Source organism: Streptomyces sp. NPDC050560, from assembly GCF_044457285.1.
Taxonomy (GTDB): Bacteria; Actinomycetota; Actinomycetes; order Streptomycetales; family Streptomycetaceae; genus Streptomyces.
Map to the genome: position 1 here is coordinate 111,700 of NZ_JBITGT010000015.1, position 18,768 is coordinate 130,467.

16 protein-coding genes are annotated in these 18,768 nt (G+C 75.6%); 12 read left to right on the forward strand and 4 right to left on the reverse strand.

The window, feature by feature from the left end:
• Positions 1-12: 12 nt before the first annotated feature.
• The 3 genes from rpoZ (at position 13) to metK (ending at position 3,114) form a co-directional block, all read left to right on the forward strand.
• Entirely contained in the window at positions 13-288 is a 276-nt protein-coding gene (gene rpoZ / locus ACIBIW_RS29890; RefSeq protein ID WP_399340461.1) for a DNA-directed RNA polymerase subunit omega, read from the forward strand.
• Positions 289-313: 25 nt separating this feature from the next.
• Entirely contained in the window at positions 314-1,516 is a 1,203-nt protein-coding gene (coaBC, locus tag ACIBIW_RS29895) for a bifunctional phosphopantothenoylcysteine decarboxylase/phosphopantothenate--cysteine ligase CoaBC (protein ID WP_399340464.1), read from the forward strand.
• A 383-nt stretch (positions 1,517-1,899) separates the two neighbouring features.
• Positions 1,900-3,114, forward strand: coding sequence for a methionine adenosyltransferase (gene metK, locus ACIBIW_RS29900; protein WP_399340466.1), 1,215 nt, complete (start codon positions 1,900-1,902; stop codon positions 3,112-3,114).
• A gap of 43 nt (positions 3,115-3,157) precedes the next feature.
• Here metK and ACIBIW_RS29905 read toward each other — a convergent pair whose 3' ends face one another.
• The 3 genes from ACIBIW_RS29905 to ACIBIW_RS29915 all read right to left on the reverse strand — a co-directional run bounded on the left by ACIBIW_RS29905 (position 3,158) and on the right by ACIBIW_RS29915 (position 6,184).
• Positions 3,158-4,006, reverse strand: coding sequence for a hypothetical protein (locus tag ACIBIW_RS29905; protein WP_399340467.1), 849 nt, complete (start codon positions 4,004-4,006; stop codon positions 3,158-3,160).
• A 43-nt stretch (positions 4,007-4,049) separates the two neighbouring features.
• Positions 4,050-4,850: a TIR domain-containing protein gene (locus tag ACIBIW_RS29910; protein ID WP_399340469.1), complete on the reverse strand. Its 801-nt coding sequence runs from the start codon at positions 4,848-4,850 to the stop codon at positions 4,050-4,052.
• Positions 4,851-4,957: 107 nt separating this feature from the next.
• Positions 4,958-6,184 carry a helix-turn-helix domain-containing protein gene (locus ACIBIW_RS29915; protein ID WP_399340470.1) on the reverse strand — a complete coding sequence of 409 codons (1,227 nt, stop codon included), beginning with the start codon at positions 6,182-6,184 and terminating at the stop codon, positions 4,958-4,960.
• 236 nt (positions 6,185-6,420) lie between these two features.
• On the opposite strand from ACIBIW_RS29915, the gene ACIBIW_RS29920 reads away from it, so the two are divergent.
• On the forward strand, positions 6,421-8,529 hold the full coding sequence (locus ACIBIW_RS29920) for a primosomal protein N' (protein ID WP_399340472.1): 2,109 nt from the start codon (positions 6,421-6,423) through the stop codon (positions 8,527-8,529).
• 66 nt (positions 8,530-8,595) lie between these two features.
• On the opposite strand, the gene ACIBIW_RS29925 is transcribed toward ACIBIW_RS29920, so the two are convergent.
• A complete protein-coding gene (locus ACIBIW_RS29925) occupies positions 8,596-9,135 on the reverse strand; it encodes a hypothetical protein (RefSeq protein WP_399340473.1) in 540 nt (179 codons plus the stop codon).
• Positions 9,136-9,919: 784 nt separating this feature from the next.
• Here ACIBIW_RS29925 and fmt point away from each other — a divergent pair.
• From fmt to ACIBIW_RS29965, 8 genes are all read left to right on the forward strand, one after another.
• Positions 9,920-10,864, forward strand: coding sequence for a methionyl-tRNA formyltransferase (fmt, locus tag ACIBIW_RS29930; protein ID WP_399340476.1), 945 nt, complete (start codon positions 9,920-9,922; stop codon positions 10,862-10,864).
• A gap of 230 nt (positions 10,865-11,094) precedes the next feature.
• Positions 11,095-12,462 carry an RsmB/NOP family class I SAM-dependent RNA methyltransferase gene (locus ACIBIW_RS29935; RefSeq protein WP_399340612.1) on the forward strand — a complete coding sequence of 456 codons (1,368 nt, stop codon included), beginning with the start codon at positions 11,095-11,097 and terminating at the stop codon, positions 12,460-12,462.
• A 75-nt stretch (positions 12,463-12,537) separates the two neighbouring features.
• Positions 12,538-13,224, forward strand: coding sequence for a ribulose-phosphate 3-epimerase (rpe, locus tag ACIBIW_RS29940; protein WP_399340477.1), 687 nt, complete (start codon positions 12,538-12,540; stop codon positions 13,222-13,224).
• 113 nt (positions 13,225-13,337) lie between these two features.
• Complete coding sequence (locus ACIBIW_RS29945) at positions 13,338-14,381, forward strand: sugar-binding transcriptional regulator (RefSeq protein WP_399340478.1); 1,044 nt, start codon at positions 13,338-13,340, stop codon at positions 14,379-14,381.
• A 172-nt stretch (positions 14,382-14,553) separates the two neighbouring features.
• A complete protein-coding gene (locus ACIBIW_RS29950; protein ID WP_399340479.1) occupies positions 14,554-14,943 on the forward strand; it encodes a barstar family protein in 390 nt (129 codons plus the stop codon).
• 160 nt (positions 14,944-15,103) lie between these two features.
• Positions 15,104-16,555, forward strand: a complete 1,452-nt coding sequence (locus ACIBIW_RS29955; protein ID WP_399340480.1) for a GuaB1 family IMP dehydrogenase-related protein — start codon at positions 15,104-15,106, stop codon at positions 16,553-16,555.
• 64 nt (positions 16,556-16,619) lie between these two features.
• A complete protein-coding gene (locus ACIBIW_RS29960) occupies positions 16,620-18,068 on the forward strand; it encodes an amino acid permease (RefSeq protein ID WP_399340481.1) in 1,449 nt (482 codons plus the stop codon).
• 37 nt (positions 18,069-18,105) lie between these two features.
• Positions 18,106-18,555 carry an Lrp/AsnC family transcriptional regulator gene (locus tag ACIBIW_RS29965; protein ID WP_399340482.1) on the forward strand — a complete coding sequence of 150 codons (450 nt, stop codon included), beginning with the start codon at positions 18,106-18,108 and terminating at the stop codon, positions 18,553-18,555.
• Positions 18,556-18,768 lie beyond the last annotated feature (213 nt).

Sequence of the window (18,768 nt, forward strand, 5' to 3'; positions counted from 1 at the left end):
GGAAGGCAGAGCGTGTCCTCTTCCACCACCACGCCCGAGGGCATCATCAACCCGCCCATCGACGAGTTGCTTGAGGCCACGGACTCCAAGTACAGCCTCGTGATCTACGCGGCCAAGCGCGCCCGCCAGATCAACGCCTACTACTCCCAGCTCGGCGAGGGCCTGCTGGAGTACGTCGGCCCGCTGGTCGACACCCACGTCCACGAGAAGCCGCTCTCCATCGCGCTGCGCGAGATCAACGCGGGCCTGCTGACGTCGGAGGCCGTGGAAGGCACCCCCGGCCAGTAGCGCCCCGCGACCGGGAGGGACAAGGGTGAGCAAGCCTCGGGTGGTGCTCGGTGTGGGCGGCGGCATCGCCGCCTACAAGGCGTGTGAGCTGCTGCGGCGGCTCACCGAGTCGGGGCACGAGGTCCGCGTCGTGCCCACGGCGTCGGCCCTGCGCTTCGTGGGCGCCGCCACCTGGGCGGCGCTGTCCGGGCAGCCCGTCGCCACCGAGGTCTGGGACTCCGTCGACGAGGTCCCGCACGTCCGCATCGGCAAGGCCGCCGACCTCGTCGTCGTCGCCCCCGCCACCGCCGACCTGCTCGCCAGGGCCGCCCACGGCCTCGCGGACGACCTCCTCACCAACACGCTCCTCACGGCGCGCTGCCCCGTCCTGTTCGCCCCCGCGATGCACACCGAGATGTGGGAGCACCCCGCGACCAGGGAGAACGTCACCACGCTCCGCAGCAGGGGCGCCGTGGTGCTCGAACCGGCGAGCGGCCGGCTCACCGGCGCCGACACCGGCAGGGGGCGGCTGCCAGAACCCGCCGAGATCTTCGACGCCTGCCGTCGGCTGCTGGCCCGCGGCGCGCGCGAGCCCGACCTCGCGGGGCGGCACGTCGTCGTCAGCGCCGGTGGTACCCGGGAGCCCCTGGACCCCGTGCGCTACCTCGGCAACCGCTCCTCGGGCAAGCAGGGCTACGCCCTCGCCCGCACCGCCGCGGCCCGCGGCGCCCGCGTCACCCTGCTCGCCGCCAACACCGCGCTGCCCGACCCGGCGGGCGTGGACGTGGTGCCCGTCGGCACCGCCGTGCAACTGCGCGAGGCCCTGCTCAAAGCGGCCACCGACGCCGACGCCGTGGTCATGGCCGCAGCGGTGGCCGACTTCAGGCCCGCCGTCTACGCCCCCGCGAAGATCAAGAAGCGGGACGGTCAGGAGCCCGAGCCGCTGGCCCTCGTCCGCAACCCCGACATCCTCGCGGAGGCCGCGGCCGACCGCGCACGCCCGGGACAGGTCGTCGTCGGCTTCGCCGCGGAGACCGACGACGTCCTCGCCAACGGCCGCGCCAAGCTCCGCCGCAAGGGCTGCGACCTGCTCGTGGTCAACGAGGTGGGGGAGCGCAGGACCTTCGGCGCGGAGGACAACGAGGCCGTGATCCTCGGCTCCGACGGCAGTGAGACCCCGGTGCCGCACGGGCCGAAGGAGGCGCTGGCCGACGCCGTCTGGGACCTGGTGGCCGCCCGCCTCGGCTGAGCAGCGCGGCCCGCCCGCCGCCGCTCCCGTGGCGGACATCCGGGTGAAATGGCGGTGAAATCTTTGTCACGCCCCGCCCGGGACCCGGCGGCTCCACGGGCCGCCCACCCTGCGGGTACGCCGGGCGCACACGGCCCGTACGGGCCCCGCCGCCCGCGGCACGCCCGCCCCGTACCTCACGACAGCACCTTCACGCCCCTGGCAGCGGGCCCGTTCCTGCCGCAGAATGCGCGTACGCCCGAACCCTCGGCGGCTCCCAAGTGGCGAGACGCCGGGGCGGCGCCGCAGGGCGACCGATAAACTAGGGCGAGGCCGGTTCCGGGCGCAGCTCCCGGGCCGACCGCACAGATCAGTCAGCAGCCGCTGCGACCCCAGGGAGCGATGTGTCCCGCCGCCTGTTCACCTCGGAGTCCGTCACCGAGGGACATCCTGACAAGATCGCTGACCAGATCAGCGACACCATTCTCGACGCCCTCCTCAGCGAGGACCCCACTTCCCGGGTCGCCGTGGAGACCCTGATCACCACCGGCCTCGTGCACGTCGCCGGAGAGGTCACCACGAAGGCGTACGCCCCGATCGCCCAGCTCGTGCGCGAGAAGATCCTGGAGATCGGCTACGACTCGTCGAAGAAGGGCTTCGACGGGGCGTCCTGCGGGGTGTCCGTCTCTATCGGAGCCCAGTCGCCCGACATCGCCCAGGGCGTCGACACGGCGTACGAGACCAGGCAGGACGGCGGCACGGAGCGCGACGCGCTCGACCAGCAGGGCGCGGGCGACCAGGGCCTGATGTTCGGCTACGCCTGCGACGAGACCCCCGAGCTGATGCCGCTGCCCATCCGGCTCGCGCACCGGCTCTCCGAGCGGCTGTCCGAGGTCCGCAAGAACGGCACCATCCCCTACCTGCGCCCCGACGGGAAGACCCAGGTCACCATCGAGTACGACGGCGACAAGGCGGTGCGCCTCGACACCGTGGTGGTCTCCTCGCAGCACGCGAGCGACATCGACCTGGAGTCGCTGCTCGCGCCCGACATCCGCGAGTTCGTGGTCGAGCCCGAGCTGAAGGCCCTCGTCGAGGACGGCATCAAGCTGGAGACCGACGGCTACCGGCTGCTGGTCAACCCCACGGGGCGCTTCGAGATCGGCGGCCCGATGGGAGACGCAGGACTCACCGGCCGCAAGATCATCATCGACACCTACGGCGGCATGGCCCGCCACGGCGGCGGCGCCTTCTCCGGCAAGGACCCGTCCAAGGTCGACCGCTCCGCCGCCTACGCGATGCGCTGGGTCGCCAAGAACGTGGTCGCCGCCGGGCTCGCCACCCGCTGCGAGGTCCAGGTCGCCTACGCCATCGGCAAGGCGGAGCCGGTCGGCCTCTTCGTGGAGACCTTCGGCACCAACGCCGTCGACACCGCCAGGATCGAGGCGGCCATCTCCGAGGTCTTCGACCTGCGCCCGGCCGCGATCATCCGCGACCTGCACCTGCTGCGCCCGATCTACGCCAACACCGCGGCGTACGGGCACTTCGGGCGTGAGCTGCCCGAGTTCACCTGGGAGCGCACCGACCGGGTGGACGCCCTGCGCCAGGCCGCCGGCATCTGATCGACGCGGACGCGTCCGGGCCCTTCGGGGTCCGGGCGCGTTCTCAGTTTCCGGCGTCCTCGAAGACGACGGTGGGGGCGGCGTCGTACGGCAGTGTGGCGAGCGCTTCGGCGTAGCCCCGCTCCACGGCGTGCCGTTGGCGCGCGGTGTGGGGGCCTGCGGGGCGCGCGGCCAGCCGGTCCGTCAGGTGCCGGTGCGCCTCGCTGAGACCGGCGGCGCTCGCCCGCCACGCGGCGTCGTCCGGGACCCGCACCAGCTCCACACAGGCCGGCGGCGCCCCCTCGGCGAGCGCGGCGGCGGCCCTGTCGTGCCCGTCGAGGAGCACCCAGCCGTCGAGGAACGACACCCACCACAGCAGTACGGGCGCCAGGGTCCCCTCCCTGGCGTGCTTGCGGCACGCCTTCACATGCCCGGAGTCCGGTTCCGGCAGCGGACGCAGCGGCAGCACGCCGTGCCAGCCGCCCCCGCACAGCAGCTCGATGGTGGTCTCCGGCCACTCCCGCACCAGGTCGGGGCCCCAGATGCCCGGCGCGAACACCTCGCGCGGTGCGAGCCGCCAGCGCCCCCGGTGCAACGGGCCGTACGCCGTCTCCTCAAGCCATCGCGCGTAGCGGTGCGGCCAGCTCCCACCGGCCCGCATCGCGGCGGCGGACAGCGGCGGCAGCGGCGAGCGGTGTCCGGGCAGCCGCCGCACCCGCAGGTCACGACAGCACCCACCGCCCTCCAACCGCCCCTCGACCACCACCCGTTCCCCCTGCCGCAACACCCACCCGCGCTCCAGTTCCCCCACAAAACACAACGGCGGCACCCGCACCCCACTCCCCGCCACCTCCAGCACGAGCCCCCCGTCGGGGAGGGTTTCTCGGGGCGCCCTGGCAGTTCGGGAGGTCATGGGGCAGTGTCAGCATGCGGGGCCCGCGGACGGCAAGTGGCTTTCAACGCCGTTCGTCTCCGTCCCCGTCCTCCCGGGGCTCGTCGGCGCGTGGGGGCTCGTTGTATGTGTTGCCGATTCCGCCGTGGTTCTCGCCGTTCACATACGGGCCCCCGTAGCTGTCGCGCGCGACGTATGTGCCGTGGGAGCCGTGGAAGTGGGGGGCCGAGTGGTGGATGTCGCCGCGGCCGGTGTGGACGGGGCCGGTGTTCTCCCTGATCACGGTGCCTCCGATGGCGCCCCCTACGTCGCCGCCCACGGGGCCCGTCTGGATGACGGTGCCGTGGATGCCGCCGGAGACGGAGTTGTTGGTTCCGGGGCCGCCGGGGGCGGAGGGGGGCTCCTTCGGGACGTTCAGTTCCGGGATGAGTTCGAGGAGTTCCGCCGCGATGCGGTCGAGATCGGTCTCGCTGGTCCGGGTGGTGTAGCTGAGGTACTGGCGCTCGGTGAGGTGGGCGAGCGAGGTCGGGAGCTGGTCCCTGCGCGGCAGCGCGGTGCCCTTGCCGTTGAGGACGGGCAGGATCGGGATCTCGCAGGTCGCGGCCTCCTCGATCTCCCGGCGCACCCAGTCGGCCGGGTCGTGCAGCAGCGCCGACGCGGCCCAGTTGGGGCCGATCAGCGCGAGCAGCACACGGCTGCGACGTACGTTCCTGATCAGTTCCTGGGGGAAGCGCGTACTTGGCCTGATCGATTTGCTATCGCGGAAGACGATGTTTCTTCCGAAGCGTTGGGTGAGCACGCTGTCGAGATGGGCGGCGAGCTGGTCGCCGTCGCCCGTGCGGAAGTTGAGGAAGACATCGGGCATGGCTGTGCTCCGATCCGGTCTGCTGTCCTGGGCCCGCCGCCGGTGCGTGGCGGCCCTTCCCGGTGCCCGGTGGGCCCCGGGGTCAGGGGCCTTCTGACGGAGAGGCCCTAGCTTTGGCGGGCGTGGAGGGCTCCGGCGAGTCCCGGGGCCAGGTCGCGTACGGCCGGGTGGGTGCGGTAGCGGGTAAGGGTCCGCGACAGTCGGCGCACGTCCGCGCGCACGGTCGCGGAGCCGGTGGTGGCCACGGTGCCGAGCAGCGGGCGCGCCACCTCGCAGGCGTGCGGGACCTCGCCCGCGACGGCGTGGGCGAGGGCGCGTCTGACGCCGTAGCGGGCGATGGTGCGCAGCGCGTGCCCGGGGATGAGGGCGCACTGCTCGTCGAGCACCGCCGCGGCCTCCCGGGGCCTGCCGAGGTCGAAGAGGGACCAGCCCGCGGTCATCTCGGCGGGGTCGGCGACATGGGTGGTGCCGAGCATGGGGCCTTCGGCGCCGTCCGTGTCGCCGTCGGCCGCGAACCTGCGGCGGGCGTTGTCGAGGCTGCGCTCGTACGCGGCGCGGTCGCCGCCGAGTGCGTGGCCCTGCGCCTCCAACTGGGCGGCGAGGCCCCTGATCCTGGCGGGCAGCGCCGTCGACTGGGCGCCCCTGCACAGTGCCACCGTGCCCTCGCCGTCGCCCTGGTAGTACGCCATGAGGGCCCTGCGCACCAGCGCGTACGAGGCGAGGTGGCGGTCGCCCGCGGCCTCGGCGAGCCGTACCGCCTCGTCGGTGAGGCGGCCTGCCGCCCCGTCGTCCCCGGCCTCCTGGGCCATCCAGCCGGCGAACTCGGCGTGCCGCGAGGCCAGCACAAGCAGGCCCCTGGCGGTCCTCGGCCCGGTGCGTGAGGCGAGGCCCCTCAGCAGGTGGGTCTGCTGCCGCAGCGAGGGCAGCAGCGCCTCCGGGGGCGCTATCTGGCCGAGGGTCCTGAACTGGTCGAACAGGGCCCTGGTGACGTCGAGGAGGGTGCCGCCGGGGCCTTCGAGGGGGAGGGCGCTCGCCGCCGCGGGGGCCTGGGCGAGCACGGAGGCCGCGCCGAGGGCGACCATCTGGCGGCGGCTGGGGCTCCCGGCCTGCGCGTCGCCGCCACCTGGCACCAGGGCGCCCAGCGCGCCCGCTGCTCCCAGCGCCTCGTCGCAGAGGCGGGCGAACTCGGGAGTGGGGCGCTTGTGCCCCGTCTCGATCTTGCTGATCTGTGCCTTGCTGTAGTGGACCTCGGCCGCGAGGTGCGCGATGGTGCGCCCCGCGGCGAGTCGGCGGCGGCGTAACTCCGCGCCGAAAGAAGGTGACTGGTGCCGCACACGAACCCCCTGAGAGCCCCCGGAATGACGGACGTCGCGCTGCCGCGACGCATGCCAGAATCGGCCCGTCCCCCGGGGAGGGCAAGGTGGTTCCCGGAGTTTCCCGTTTCCTTTTGGCCAGTGCTCCGGGGGCGGCTGTGGCGGGCGTGGCGGGGGAGCGCGGGCCCGCGGCGGCGGGGGCCGCGAGGGGGGATCATGGGAGGTGGGCCGGCGGCGGCGGGTGAGAGGACTTCCGGGTGAGCGGTGAGGACGAGGAGCCGGAGCAACTGGCGCTGATCAGGGACACCGTGCGCAAGGCCGCGGCTCCCCGGGCCAAGCCGCGCACCTGGCGCGGCGCCGAGCTGGCGCCCGAGCTTCCGGTGGCCAGGGTCGTCGTCGACAAGGGCGTCCTGCACCTCGACCGCTACTTCGACTACGCGGTGCCCCGCGACCTCGACGAGCAGGCCAGGCCGGGGGTGCGGGTGCGGGTGCGGTTCGGCGCGGGGCGCCACCATGTGCGCGGGGGCCGCAGGGAGGGCGGCGGGCTCGTCGACGGCTTCCTGGTGGAGCGCGTCGCCCGGTCCGATTACGCGGGCCCGCTCGCCGCGCTCGCGCAGGTCGTCTCGCCCGAGCCGGTGCTCGATGACGGCCTGCTCGGTCTCGCCAGGGCCGTCGCTGACCGCTACGCGGGCAGCCTCGCCGACGTGCTGCAACTCGCGATCCCGCCGCGCAGCGCCCGCGCCGAGTCCCGCGCCTCCCCGCCGCCGCCCGGGCCGCCCCCGGCGCCCGAGCCCGGCCCCTGGGCCGACTATCCGCAGGGCCCGGCGTTCCTCGGCGCCCTCGCCTCCGGTGCCGCGCCCCGCGCCGTGTGGACCGCGCTGCCCGGGCCGCAGTGGGCCGAGGCCGTGGCCAGGGCGGTGGCGGCGACGCTCGCGGGGGGCCGCGGCGCCCTGGTGGTGGTGCCGGACGGGCGGACGCTCTCGCGGGTGGACGCCGCGCTGACCGCGCTCCTCGGGCCCGGGCACCACGCGGCGCTGGCCGCGGAGGCAGGTCCCGAGCGGCGTTACGCGCAGTGGCTCGCGGTGCGCCGCGGCTCGGTGCGTGCGGTGGTCGGGACCCGGGCCGCGATGTTCGCGCCGGTGCGCGACCTGGGCCTGGTCGCGGTGTGGGACGACGGCGACACCAGCCACAGCGACCCCAGGTCGCCGATGCCGCACACCCGCGAGGTGCTGCTGCTGCGTGCCGCGCACCAGGGCTGTGCGTTCCTGCTGGGCGACGTGGGCTGCACGGTGGAGGCGGCGCAGCTCGTCGAGTCGGGCTGGGCGGGGCCGCTGGTGCCCGGCAGGGAGCGGGTGCGTGCGCTGGCGCCGCTGGTGCGTACGGTCGGCGACACCGACCTCGCCAGGGACGAGGCGGCGCGGGCGGCCCGGCTGCCCAGCATCGCCTGGCAGGCGGCGCGCGAGGGGCTGCGGCACGGGCCCGTCCTGGTGCAGGTGCCGCGGCGCGGCTATGTGCCCAGGCTGGCGTGTGAGCGGTGCCGTGAGCCCGCGCGCTGCCGGCACTGCGCGGGCCCGCTCCAGGCGCCGGACGCGGCGCGGCTGCGGTGTGCCTGGTGCGGGCGCGACGAGTTGGCGTGGCACTGCCTTGAGTGCGGCTCCGTGCGGCTGCGGGCGCAGGTCGTGGGGGCGCGGCGGACGGCGGAGGAGCTGGGGCGGGTGTTCCCGTCGGTGCCGGTGCGCACGTCGGGCCGCGAGCAGGTGCTCGACACGGTGCCGGGGGAGCCCGCGCTCGTGGTGAGCACGCCGGGCGCGGAGCCGGTCGCGGAGGGCGGCTATGCGGCGGCGCTGTTGCTGGACGGCTGGGCGCTGCTGAACCGTCCTGACCTGCGGGCGGGCGAGGAGGCGCTGCGTGCCTGGCTGGGCGCGGCGGCGCTGGTGCGCAGCCAGGCGGCGGGGGGCACGGTGGTGCTGGTAGCGGAGGCCACGCTGCGTCCCGCGCAGGCCCTGGTGCGCTGGGACCCGGTGGGGCACGCGGTGCGTGAGCTGTCGGAGCGGGCCCAGCTCGGGCTGCCCCCGGTGTCCAGGATGGCCGCGGTGTCGGGCCCCGCGGGGGCGGTGGGCCCGTTCCTCGACGCGGCGGAGCTGCCGCCTGAGGCGGAGGTGCTGGGGCCTGTGCCCGCGGTGCGCGGGGAGCGTCCCGGGCCGCAGGGCGGGCCCGAGGAGCGCGCCCTGATCAGGGTGCCGACGGGCGGCGGCGCGGCCCTGGCGGCGGCGCTGAAGGCGGCGCAGGCGGCCCGTATGGCGCGCGGGGGCCGCGCGGACGCGGAGGCGGTACGGGTGCGGGTGGACCCGCCCGACATCGGCTGAGGCGGGCGCGGCGGGCCCCCGCCCCGGGGTGTATGGGGCAGGGGGCGGGGGAGCGCGCGGTGCGGCTCAGCCGTTCCTCGGCCCGGGCAGCGCGCCGGGCCGCGCCTCGTCGCGCAGGCCCTGGCTGCCCGGGGTCGGCTGTGTCGGCAGGCCGCGGGCGGCGGGCAAGGAGGGCAGTGCGGGGGCGAGCGGCAGCGGGTGCGGCCCGGTGGCCGTGTCGGCGGGGCGCTCGGTCTCGCTCGCGGGGCGGTCGGCGGCGGCGCGCCTGGTGCCGTAGCGGCGGTGCACCGCCTGCTTGGTGACGCCGAGCGCGGAGCCGACCGCGTCCCAGGAGAAGCCGAGCGAGCGGTCGAAGTCGACGGCGGCGGTGACCAGGGTCTCCACGCTGTCCCGCAGCTCCTGGGCGAGCCGCACGGTCGGGGCCGGGGCCCGGCCGTAGACGACGAACCCGGTGGTGGGGCCCGAGCGCCGGGGGCGGTATACGTTGCCAAGCTGGGCGGTGAGGGTGCGCAGCGCGTCCACCTGCCGTCGGACCCGCTCGATGTCCCGGACCAGCAGGTGGAGGCTGGCCCGTGCCTGGGCGTCGTGGGTTGCGTGGTCGGCCATGAACAAGCCTCTCGAACCGGCGTGGGAAGGGAATCGTGCCTCTGGTCCGGCGCCCCCGGCCCGGGGACTGCCCTGGACGGCCGCTACCAGATACCAGAACTGAATGGGTTCTCCATGGAGCTGGGGCCGTGGCCCGCAGTGGTCAACTCCGTCTTGACCAACGCGCCACGCCTGGTGTGGTCACGGTCCCGGGGCGCGCTGGCATATGCCCGGGCCGCCCTGTTCTGCGCGCGCCCCCGGCCGCTCCCGCACAAGCCGGGCGCGCGCCGGTACAGGTGGGGGCCGTACGGGAGGGCGCCCTCGCGGTACGGGCGGGTACGGGCGGGCGTGGGGGCGCGCGGTGTTGGGGGTGCCGGGGTGCGCGGTGCCGCGGCGGCCTCCGGGGTGGCGGGGCGCGCGTGTAGCAGGCGGCGGCGGTTCATGAGCGTACGAATGCGACAATCTTGCTTTTTTTGGTCGGGGGTCGGGGGTCGGAGGCCGAGGGGTCGTGGGCGAGGCACGGGGGCGCGGCGGTGGCCGCGTGTTACTGCCACGTTGCCTGCCGCCTGCCGCCTGCCGCCTGCCGCCTGCCGCCTGCCGCCTGCCGCCTGCCGCCTGCCGCCTGCCGCCTGCCGCCTGCCGCGGCCCGCGGTACGGGCGCCGGAACCACAGGGGCGGCCCGCACGCACCGGTGGGCGGCCCCCGCGTACCGGCGCCCGAGCCGCAGGGCGCCCGGCCCGTAGACCGGCCCATAGACTGGTGCGCCGCCCCTGAAGGATCACGCCCGAGAGGCCCGAAGCCACCCATGATGCTCGTCTTCGCAGGCACCCCCGAGGTCGCCGTACCCGCCCTTGACGCCCTGATCGCCTCCGGGCGGCACGAGGTGGCGGCGGTCGTCACCCGCCCCGACGCGCCGGGGCGCAGGGGCAGGGCGCTGGTGGCGAGCCCGGTGGCGCGGCACGCGGAGGAGGCCGGCATCGAGGTGCTGAAGCCCGGGCGGCCCCGGGACGAGGCGTTCCTCGCCCGGCTCGGCGAGATCGGCCCCGACTGCTGCCCCGTGGTCGCCTACGGGGCGCTGCTGCCCAGGGTCGCGCTCGACGTGCCCGTCCACGGCTGGGTCAACCTGCACTTCTCCCTGCTGCCCGCCTGGCGCGGCGCCGCCCCGGTGCAGCACGCGGTGCTCGCGGGCGACGAGATCACCGGCGCCTCCACCTTCCTCATCGAGGAGGGCCTCGACTCAGGGCCGGTCTACGGCACCGTCACCGAGGCCGTAAGGCCCACCGACACCAGCGGCGACCTGCTGACCCGGCTCTCCCTCGCGGGCGCGGGGCTGCTCGCCGCCACCCTCGACGGCATCGAGGACGGCACCCTGGAGGCCGTGCCGCAGCCCGCCGAGGGCGTCAGCCTCGCGCCCAAGATCACCGTCGAGGACGCCCGCGTCGACTGGCGCGCCCCCGCCCTCCGCGTCGACCGCGTGGTGCGCTCCTGCACCCCCGCCCCCGGCGCCTGGACCGGCTTCCGCGGCGAGCGCCTCAAGCTGGTCGCCGCCACCCTCGCCCCCGCCGTCACAGGGCTCGCCCCCGGGGAGCTGTCCGCGGGCAAGAACACCGTGCACGTGGGCACCGGGTCGCACGCCGTCGAGCTGCTGTGGGTGCAGGCCCAGGGCAAGAAGCCGATGCGCGCGGCCGACTGGGCACGCGGCGCCCGCCTCGCCCCGGGGGAGCGGCTCGGCGACGGCGACGTAGGCTGACGTGGCCCACACAGGAGGCCGCGGGTCGGCCCCACGGCCGCACCACACCACAGCCGGAGCACCTTGTTGAACGCCCCACCCCAGGCACCCCCCGAGCACGACGCCCGCCCCCGCCGCGCGGAGCGCCCGTGAGCGGCGAGCGGGGCGGCGCGCGCCCCGCACCGGGCGGCAGGCCCCCCGGCGGCAGACCCCGCGGCGGCAAGCCCTACCGCAGGCCGCAGCGCGACCCCGTGCGCATCCTCGCCTTCGACGCGCTGCGCGCCGTGGACGAGCGGGACGCCTACGCCAACCTCGTCCTGCCTCCCCTGCTGCGGGCCGCACGCGAGAAGGGCGGCTTCGACGCCAGGGACGCCGCCCTCGCCACCGAGCTGGTCTACGGCACGCTGCGCCGCCAGGGCACGTACGACGCCGTGATCGCCGAGTGCGCCGACCGGCCGCTGCGCGAGGTCGACCCGCCCGTGCTCGACGTGCTCAGCCTCGGCGCGCACCAGCTCCTCGGCACCCGCATCCCCTCCCACGCCGCGGTCTCCTCCACGGTGGAGCTGGCCAGGGTGGTGCTCGGCGACGGCCGGGCCAAGTTCGTCAACGCCGTCCTGCGCAGGATCGCCCGCCACGACCTCGACGGTTGGCTCGACCTGGTGGCCCCGCCGTACGACGAGGACCCCGAGGACCACCTCGCCGTCGTCCACGCCCACCCCCGCTGGGTGGTCTCCGCGCTCTGGGACGCGCTCGGCGGCGGCCGGGGCGGCATCGAGGAACTGCTCGCCGCCGACAACGAGCGCCCCGCGGTCACCCTCGCCGCACGCCCCGGCAGGTCCACCGCGGCCGAACTGCGCGGGACGCTCGACCGGGAGGGCCAGGAGGCCGAGCCCGGGCGCTGGTCGCCGTACGCGGTCAGGCTCACCGAGGGCGGCGAGCCCGGCGCGCTCGACGCGGTACGCGAGGGCCGCGCGGGCGTGCAGGACGAGGGCAGCCAACTCGTCGCGCTCGCGCTGGCCGCCGCCCCGCTCGACGGGCCCGACCGGCTCTGGCTCGACGGCTGCGCGGGCCCCGGCGGCAAGGCGGCACTGCTCGCCGGGCTCGCCGCAGAACGCGGCGCCGCGCTGCTCGCCGCCGAGAAGCAGCCGCACCGCGCCGGGCTCGTCGCCGCCGCCCTCGCGGGCAACCCGGGCCCCGCGCTGACGGTCGCCGCCGACGGCACCCGCCCCGCGTGGCGCCCCGGCACCTTCGACCGGGTCCTCGTCGACGTCCCCTGCACCGGGCTCGGCGCGCTGCGCCGCCGCCCCGAGGCGCGCTGGCGGCGCCGCCCCGAGGACCTGGAGGGCTTCGGGCCGCTCCAGCGCGGCCTGCTCGGCACGGCGCTCGCCTCGGTGCGGCCCGGCGGCGTCGTCGGCTACGCGACCTGCTCCCCGCACCTGGCGGAGACCCGCGCGGTCGTGGACGACGCCGTACGGCGCCACGGCGCGGTGGAACACGTCGACGCGAGGCCCCTGCTGCCCGGCGTGCCGCACCTCGGGGACGGCCCCGACGTCCAGCTCTGGCCGCACCTGCACGGCACGGACGCGATGTACCTGGCCCTGCTGCGCAGGACCGCCTGAGCCCGGCGCGGGCCCGCAGGTGCGCTGCGGCGCCCCACGCCGCGGCCCGCGCCCGCGGCGTGGCAGGCTGGACCCATGGCCCCGCAGATCAGCCCCAGCATCCTCTCCGCCGACTTCGCACGCCTCGCCGACGAGGCCGAGGCCGTGCGGGGCGCCGACTGGCTCCATGTCGACGTGATGGACAACCACTTCGTGCCCAATCTGACGCTGGGCGTCCCCGTCGTGGAGTCCCTGGCGCGGGCGACCGGCACCCCGCTCGACTGCCATCTGATGATCGCGGACGTCGACCGCTGGGCGCCCCGGTACGTGGAGGCCGGGGCGTCGTCCGTGACCTTCCACGTGGAGGCCGCGGCCGCGCCCGTGCGCCTCGCCAGGGAGATCAGGGCCAAGGGCGCGCGCGCCTCGATGGCGCTCAAGCCCGCCACCCCCGTGGAGCCGTACGAGGACCTGCTGCCCGAGCTGGACATGCTGCTGATCATGACGGTGGAGCCCGGCTTCGGCGGCCAGGCGTTCCTCGACATCATGCTGCCGAAGATCCGCCGTACCAGAGAGCTGATCGGCAAGCACGGGCTCGACCTCTGGCTCCAGGTCGACGGCGGGGTCTCCGCCGAGACGATCGAGCGGTGCGCCGAGGCCGGCGCCGACGTCTTCGTCGCGGGCTCCGCCGTGTACGGCGCAAAGGACCCGGCGGCCGCGGTGCGCGCGCTGCGCGAGCAGGCGGCCGGGGCGACGTCCGCGGCGGCCTGGGCAGCCGGTCACTGACCGGCCACGCCGCGCACCGGCTGTGCGGCGACTCGGCCACAGGTACGTGAACGGCGCCCTTCGGGGCTCGACGCCCGCGCCGCATCTGCGAGGATGAACGGCGAATCCAGAATGTGAACAGCAGTGAGGAGAACGCCGTGTCTGGCATGTCGGCGGGGCGACCGACTCTGCGGATGGGACCCGCGGAGCTGGTGCAGGCGGCCGCCATGGCCCGCCGGTTCTATCTGGAGGGCAAATCGAAGATCCAGATCGCCGAGGAGTTCGGGGTGAGCCGCTTCAAGGTCGCCCGGGTCCTTGAGACCGCCCTCGAACGTGACCTCGTACGCATCGAGATCCGGGTCCCCGCCGAGCTGGACGCCGAGCGCTCCGACGCCCTGCGCGCCCGCTACGGCCTGCGGCACGCCGTCGTCGTGGAGTCGCCTGCCGAGGCCGACGAGTCCCCCGACCCGGAGAACCTGGGCGCCGTCGCCGCCGACCTGCTGGGGGAGCTGGTCGCCGAGGGCGACGTGCTCGGGCTCGCCTGGGGCAGGTCCACCATCCACATGGCCGCCGCGCTCGACCGGCTGCCGCCGTGCACCGTCGTCCAGCTCACCGGCGTGTACGACGCGGGCACCGCGGCCCGCGGCTCGGTGGAGGCGGTGCGGCGGGCCGCGCAGGTCTCCGGCGGCGAGGCGCACCCGATCTACGCGCCGATGCTGCTGCCCGACGCGGCCACCGCCGACGCGCTGCGCCACCAGACCGGGATCGCCCGCGCCTTCGAGTACTTCGACAAGGTGACCGTGGCCTGTGTCTCCATCGGCTCCTGGGAGCCGGGCATCTCCACCGTGCACGACATGCTCGGCGACGACGACCGGGCGCACTACGCCACGCTCGGGGCCGCCGCCGAGATGTCCGCGCACCTCTTCGACGCGCAGGGCCGCCGGGTCGGGCGGGACCTGGGGGAGCGGTGCATCACCGTGGAGGCGGACAGGCTCCGCAGGATTCCCGAGGTCATCGCCATCGCGGGCGGCCACCGCAAGGCCCCCGCGATCGACGCCGTCCTCAGGTCGGGCCTGGTGACAAGCCTGGTCACGGACACCGTCGCGGCGGACTTCCTGATGGCGGGCAAGCCGCTGCCGCACCCGGCACTCGACCGCGCCGACCCCGACGCGGCCTGACAAGCCCCGGGGACCGCGCGGCGGGCCCTTCGGCCCGGGACCCGCATGCCGCGGCCCCGCCGGGGAACACCGCACCGTGGGACGCGTCCGCGCGCCCCGCCCGTCCGAGGGCGGCGCGGGAGCCGGGCGGGACGCGGCCGGACCGGAGCACGAGCGCGCGAGGGGAGCCCCCATGCAGGCCACGGAGAACGGCGAGACGGGCGAGGGCGGCGCCTTCGCCCCCGTCCTGGAGGCGGTCAGGTCGACCGGCTGGACAAGCACCGTGCTCGACCTCGACGGCGTCGGGGACAAGGCCGCCTTCCTCGGCCGCTGCGCCGACGCGCTCGCACTGCCCGGCTGGACGGGCCGCAACTGGGACGCGCTCGCCGACAGCCTCAAGGACCTCTCCTGGCTCCCCGTCGCCCGCGGGCGGCTGCTGCTCGTGGCCCGCTGGCGCGGCTTCGCCGACGCCGCCCCCGCCGACTGGCGCGCCGCCCAGGACGTCTTCGCCTCGGCCGAGGCGCACTGGCGGGGCCGCGCCGAGGGCTTCGCGGTACTGCTCTCCGTCGACACCGGCCGCTGAAGGGCGGCCGGGACGGCCCAGGACCGCCTCGGAGGAACCCACCACGCCGCCCCCGCCCGCCTCGGCGAATCCGCTGAGCGGCGCCGGGACGTGGGAGAATGAAGTACGTGCTCTTCCCCCGGGCTGTCCTGTCCTGGGGCCACCTCTGAACCTCCGGGATGTGCAGCACGTGCGTTTCCTCAACGACACCCAGCCCGCGTACGACCTCACGTACGACGACGTCTTCATGGTGCCGAGCCGCTCCGCGGTCGGCTCACGGCAGGGCGTCGACCTCACCTCGCCCGACGGCACCGGAACCACGATCCCGCTGGTCGTCGCGAACATGACGGCCGTCGCGGGGCGCCGGATGGCGGAGACCGTGGCCCGCAGGGGCGGCCTCGTCGTCATCCCGCAGGACATCCCCATCGAGGTCGTCGCCGAGGTCACCGCCTGGGTGAAGAAGCGCCACCTGGTCCTCGACACCCCCATCGTGCTCGCCCCCACCCAGACCGTCGCCGACGCGCTCGCGCTGCTGCCCAAGCGCGCCCACAACGCGGGCGTCGTCGTCGACGAGGAGCACCGCCCCGTCGGCGTCGTCACCGACAGCGACCTCACCGGCGTCGACCGCTTCACCCAGCTCTCCGAGGTGATGTCGCGCGACCTGCTGCTGCTCGACGCCGCCATAGACCCCCGCGCCGCGTTCAACAGGCTGGACGCCGCCAACCGCCGCTACGCCCCCGCCGTCGACGCCGAGGGCCGACTCGCGGGCATCCTCACCCGCAAGGGCGCCCTGCGCGCCACCCTCTACACCCCCGCCACCGACGACAGCGGCCGCCTCAGGATCGCCGCCGCCCTCGGCATCAACGGCGACGTCACAGGCAAGGCCAAGCAGCTCCTCGACGCGGGCATCGACACCCTCGTCGTGGACACCGCCCACGGCCACCAGGAGTCCATGCTCGGCGCGGTGCGCGCGGTGCGCGCGCTCGGCCCCTCCGTGCCGGTTGCCGCGGGCAACGTCGTCTCCGCCGAGGGCGTGCGCGACCTGATCGAGGCGGGCGCCGACATCGTCAAGGTGGGCGTGGGCCCCGGCGCCATGTGCACCACCCGCATGATGACCGGCGTCGGCCGCCCGCAGTTCTCCGCCGTGCTGGAGTGCGCCGCCGAGGCGCGCAGGCTGGGGGGCCACGTCTGGGCCGACGGCGGTGTGCGCCACCCGCGCGACGTCGCCATGGCGCTGGCCGCGGGCGCGTCCAACGTGATGATCGGCTCCTGGTTCGCCGGCACCTACGAGTCGCCGGGCGACCTCCAGCAGAGCGCGGACGGCCGCCTCTACAAGGAGTCGTTCGGCATGGCGTCGGCGCGCGCCGTGCGCAGCAGGACCTCAGAGGAGTCCGCGTACGACCGCGCGCGCAAGGGCCTGTTCGAGGAGGGCATCTCGACCTCCCGGATGTTCCTCGACCCGGCGAGGCCGGGCGTCGAGGACCTGATGGACTCGGTCATCGCGGGCGTGCGCTCCTCCTGCACCTACGCGGGCGCGGGCTCCCTCGGCGAGTTCGCCGAGCGCGCCGTCGTGGGCATACAGAGCGCCGCGGGATACGCCGAGGGCCAGCCGCTGCACGCCAGTTGGACCTGACGCCTCCCGCCACGGATCACCCCAGCCGACCGGCAGCACCCCCCACCGAACGATCCGAGGCACCGTGCGCCACCCCGACGCCGCCCCCGCACCGGGCGCCGCCCTGCTGCGCCGCAAACCCGTGGAGCGCCTGGTCGCGGAGGGTGGCCACGGCGCCGGCGGGCACCTGCGGCGCACCCTCGGCCTCTGGCAGCTCACCACCCTCGGCATCGGCGCCACCCTCGGCACCGGCATCTTCGTGGTGCTCGGCGAGGCGGTGCCGAAGGCCGGGCCCGCGGTCACCGTGTCGTTCCTGCTCGCGGGCGTCACCGCGCTGTTCTCCGCGCTCTCCTACGCCGAACTCGCGGGCGCGGTGCCCATGGCCGGCTCCTCGTACTCGTACGCCTACGCCACCCTCGGGGAGCTGGTGGCCTGGGTCTGCGGCTGGTGCCTGATCCTTGAGTACGGCGTGTCGGTAGCCGCCGTCGCCGTCGGCTGGGGCCAGTACCTGGGGGAACTGCTCGACGGCCTCTTCGGCGCCGCCCTGCCCGCCGCGCTCTCCGCGCCGCCGGGCGAGGGCGGCCTGGTGAACCTGCCCGCCCTCGCCGTGGTGCTGCTCGCGCTCGCCCTGCTGCTGGGCGGCGCGCGGGAGTCGGCCCGGGTCAACACCGTGCTGGTCGCCGTGAAGGTGGCCGCGCTGCTGCTGTTCTGCGCCGTCGCCGCCACCGGTGTGCGCGCCGGGAACTACACGCCGTTCGCACCGCTGGGCGCCTCGGGGGTGAGCGCCGCGGGCGCCACCCTGTTCTTCTCGTACATCGGCTTCGACGCCGCCTCCACCGCGGGCGAGGAGGCCCGTGACGCCCGGCGCGACCTGCCGCGCGCCATCATGCTCTCGCTCGCCGTGGTGACCGCGCTGTACGTGCTGGTGGCGGCGGTCGCGATCGGGGCGCGGCCCTGGCGGCGGTTCTCCGGGACCGACGCCGCGCTCGCCGCCATCCTGCGGGACACCACGGGGCGGGCCGTCTGGTCGACGCTGCTGTCCGCGGGCGCCCTGGTCGCGATCGCGAGCGTGGTGCTGACCGTGACGTACGGCCAGACCCGCATCCTGTTCGCGATGGCGCGCGACGGCCTCGTCCCCCCGGTGTTCTCCCGGGTGCACCCACGCACCGGGGTGCCGCGCGCGGGCACGGTGCTGGTGGCCGCGTTCTGCGGGCTGCTCGCGGCCGTCGTGCCGCTCGGCGCGCTCGCGGACGCCACCAGCATCGGCACCCTGTTCGCGTTCGCGGTGGTGAACGTGGCGGTCGTGGTGCTGCGCAGGACGAGCCCCGCGCTGCCGCGCGGCTTCCGGGTGCCGCTGTCCCCGCTGCCGCCCGCCGCGGGACTCGGCTGCTGTCTGTGGCTGATGGCGGGCCTCTCCGGGGTGACCTGGGCGGCCTTCGGCTGCTGGATGGCCTTGGGGCTCGTGGTCTACTTCCTCTACGGGCAGCGCCGCTCCCGGCTCGCCACCGGTGCCACGCGGGCACCGCGCCCGTAGCCCCGCCACGCAGCCGAGGAGAAGCGAGCGAATCCCCGTGCACCTTGACGACCTCGACGAACGCATCGTGCACGCCCTCGCCCAGGACGCCCGCCGCTCCTTCGCCGATATCGGCCAGCTCGTCGGGCTCTCGGCGCCCGCCGTCAAGCGCCGCGTCGACCGGCTGCGCGCCACCGGCGCCATCACCGGATTCACGGTACGGGTCGACCCGGCGGCGCTCGGCTGGGGCACCGAGGGCTACGTCGAGATCTACTGCCGCGGCAAGACCTCGCCCGACGCCATCCGCCGCGGCCTTGAGCGCTACCCCGAGATCGTGTCCGCGTCCACCGTCACCGGCGACGCCGACGCGCTCGTGCAGGTGCTCGCCGCCGACATGCGCCACTTCGAGGGCGTACTGGAGCGCATAGCGGGCGAGCCGTTCGTCGAACGCACCAGGTCCGTCCTCGTCCTCTCGCCGCTGCTGCGGCGCGACGGCACCCCCGGCTGACCCCCGCCCGGGACCCGGGGAAGAGCACCGGGGGAAGCGGCCGGGGAACGGGGGCGGGTACGGCGGGCGCGACGGGGACGGCGGACCCTTCCGCGTGCCCGCAACAAACCGTCGCGCCCCGCCCCGACCACGCAACGAACCGCCCGTCGCCGCGCAATCGAGGCGCCTTGTCGCGGGTGCCGCGGCGCCCGTACCGTCAAAGGCGAGACCGCC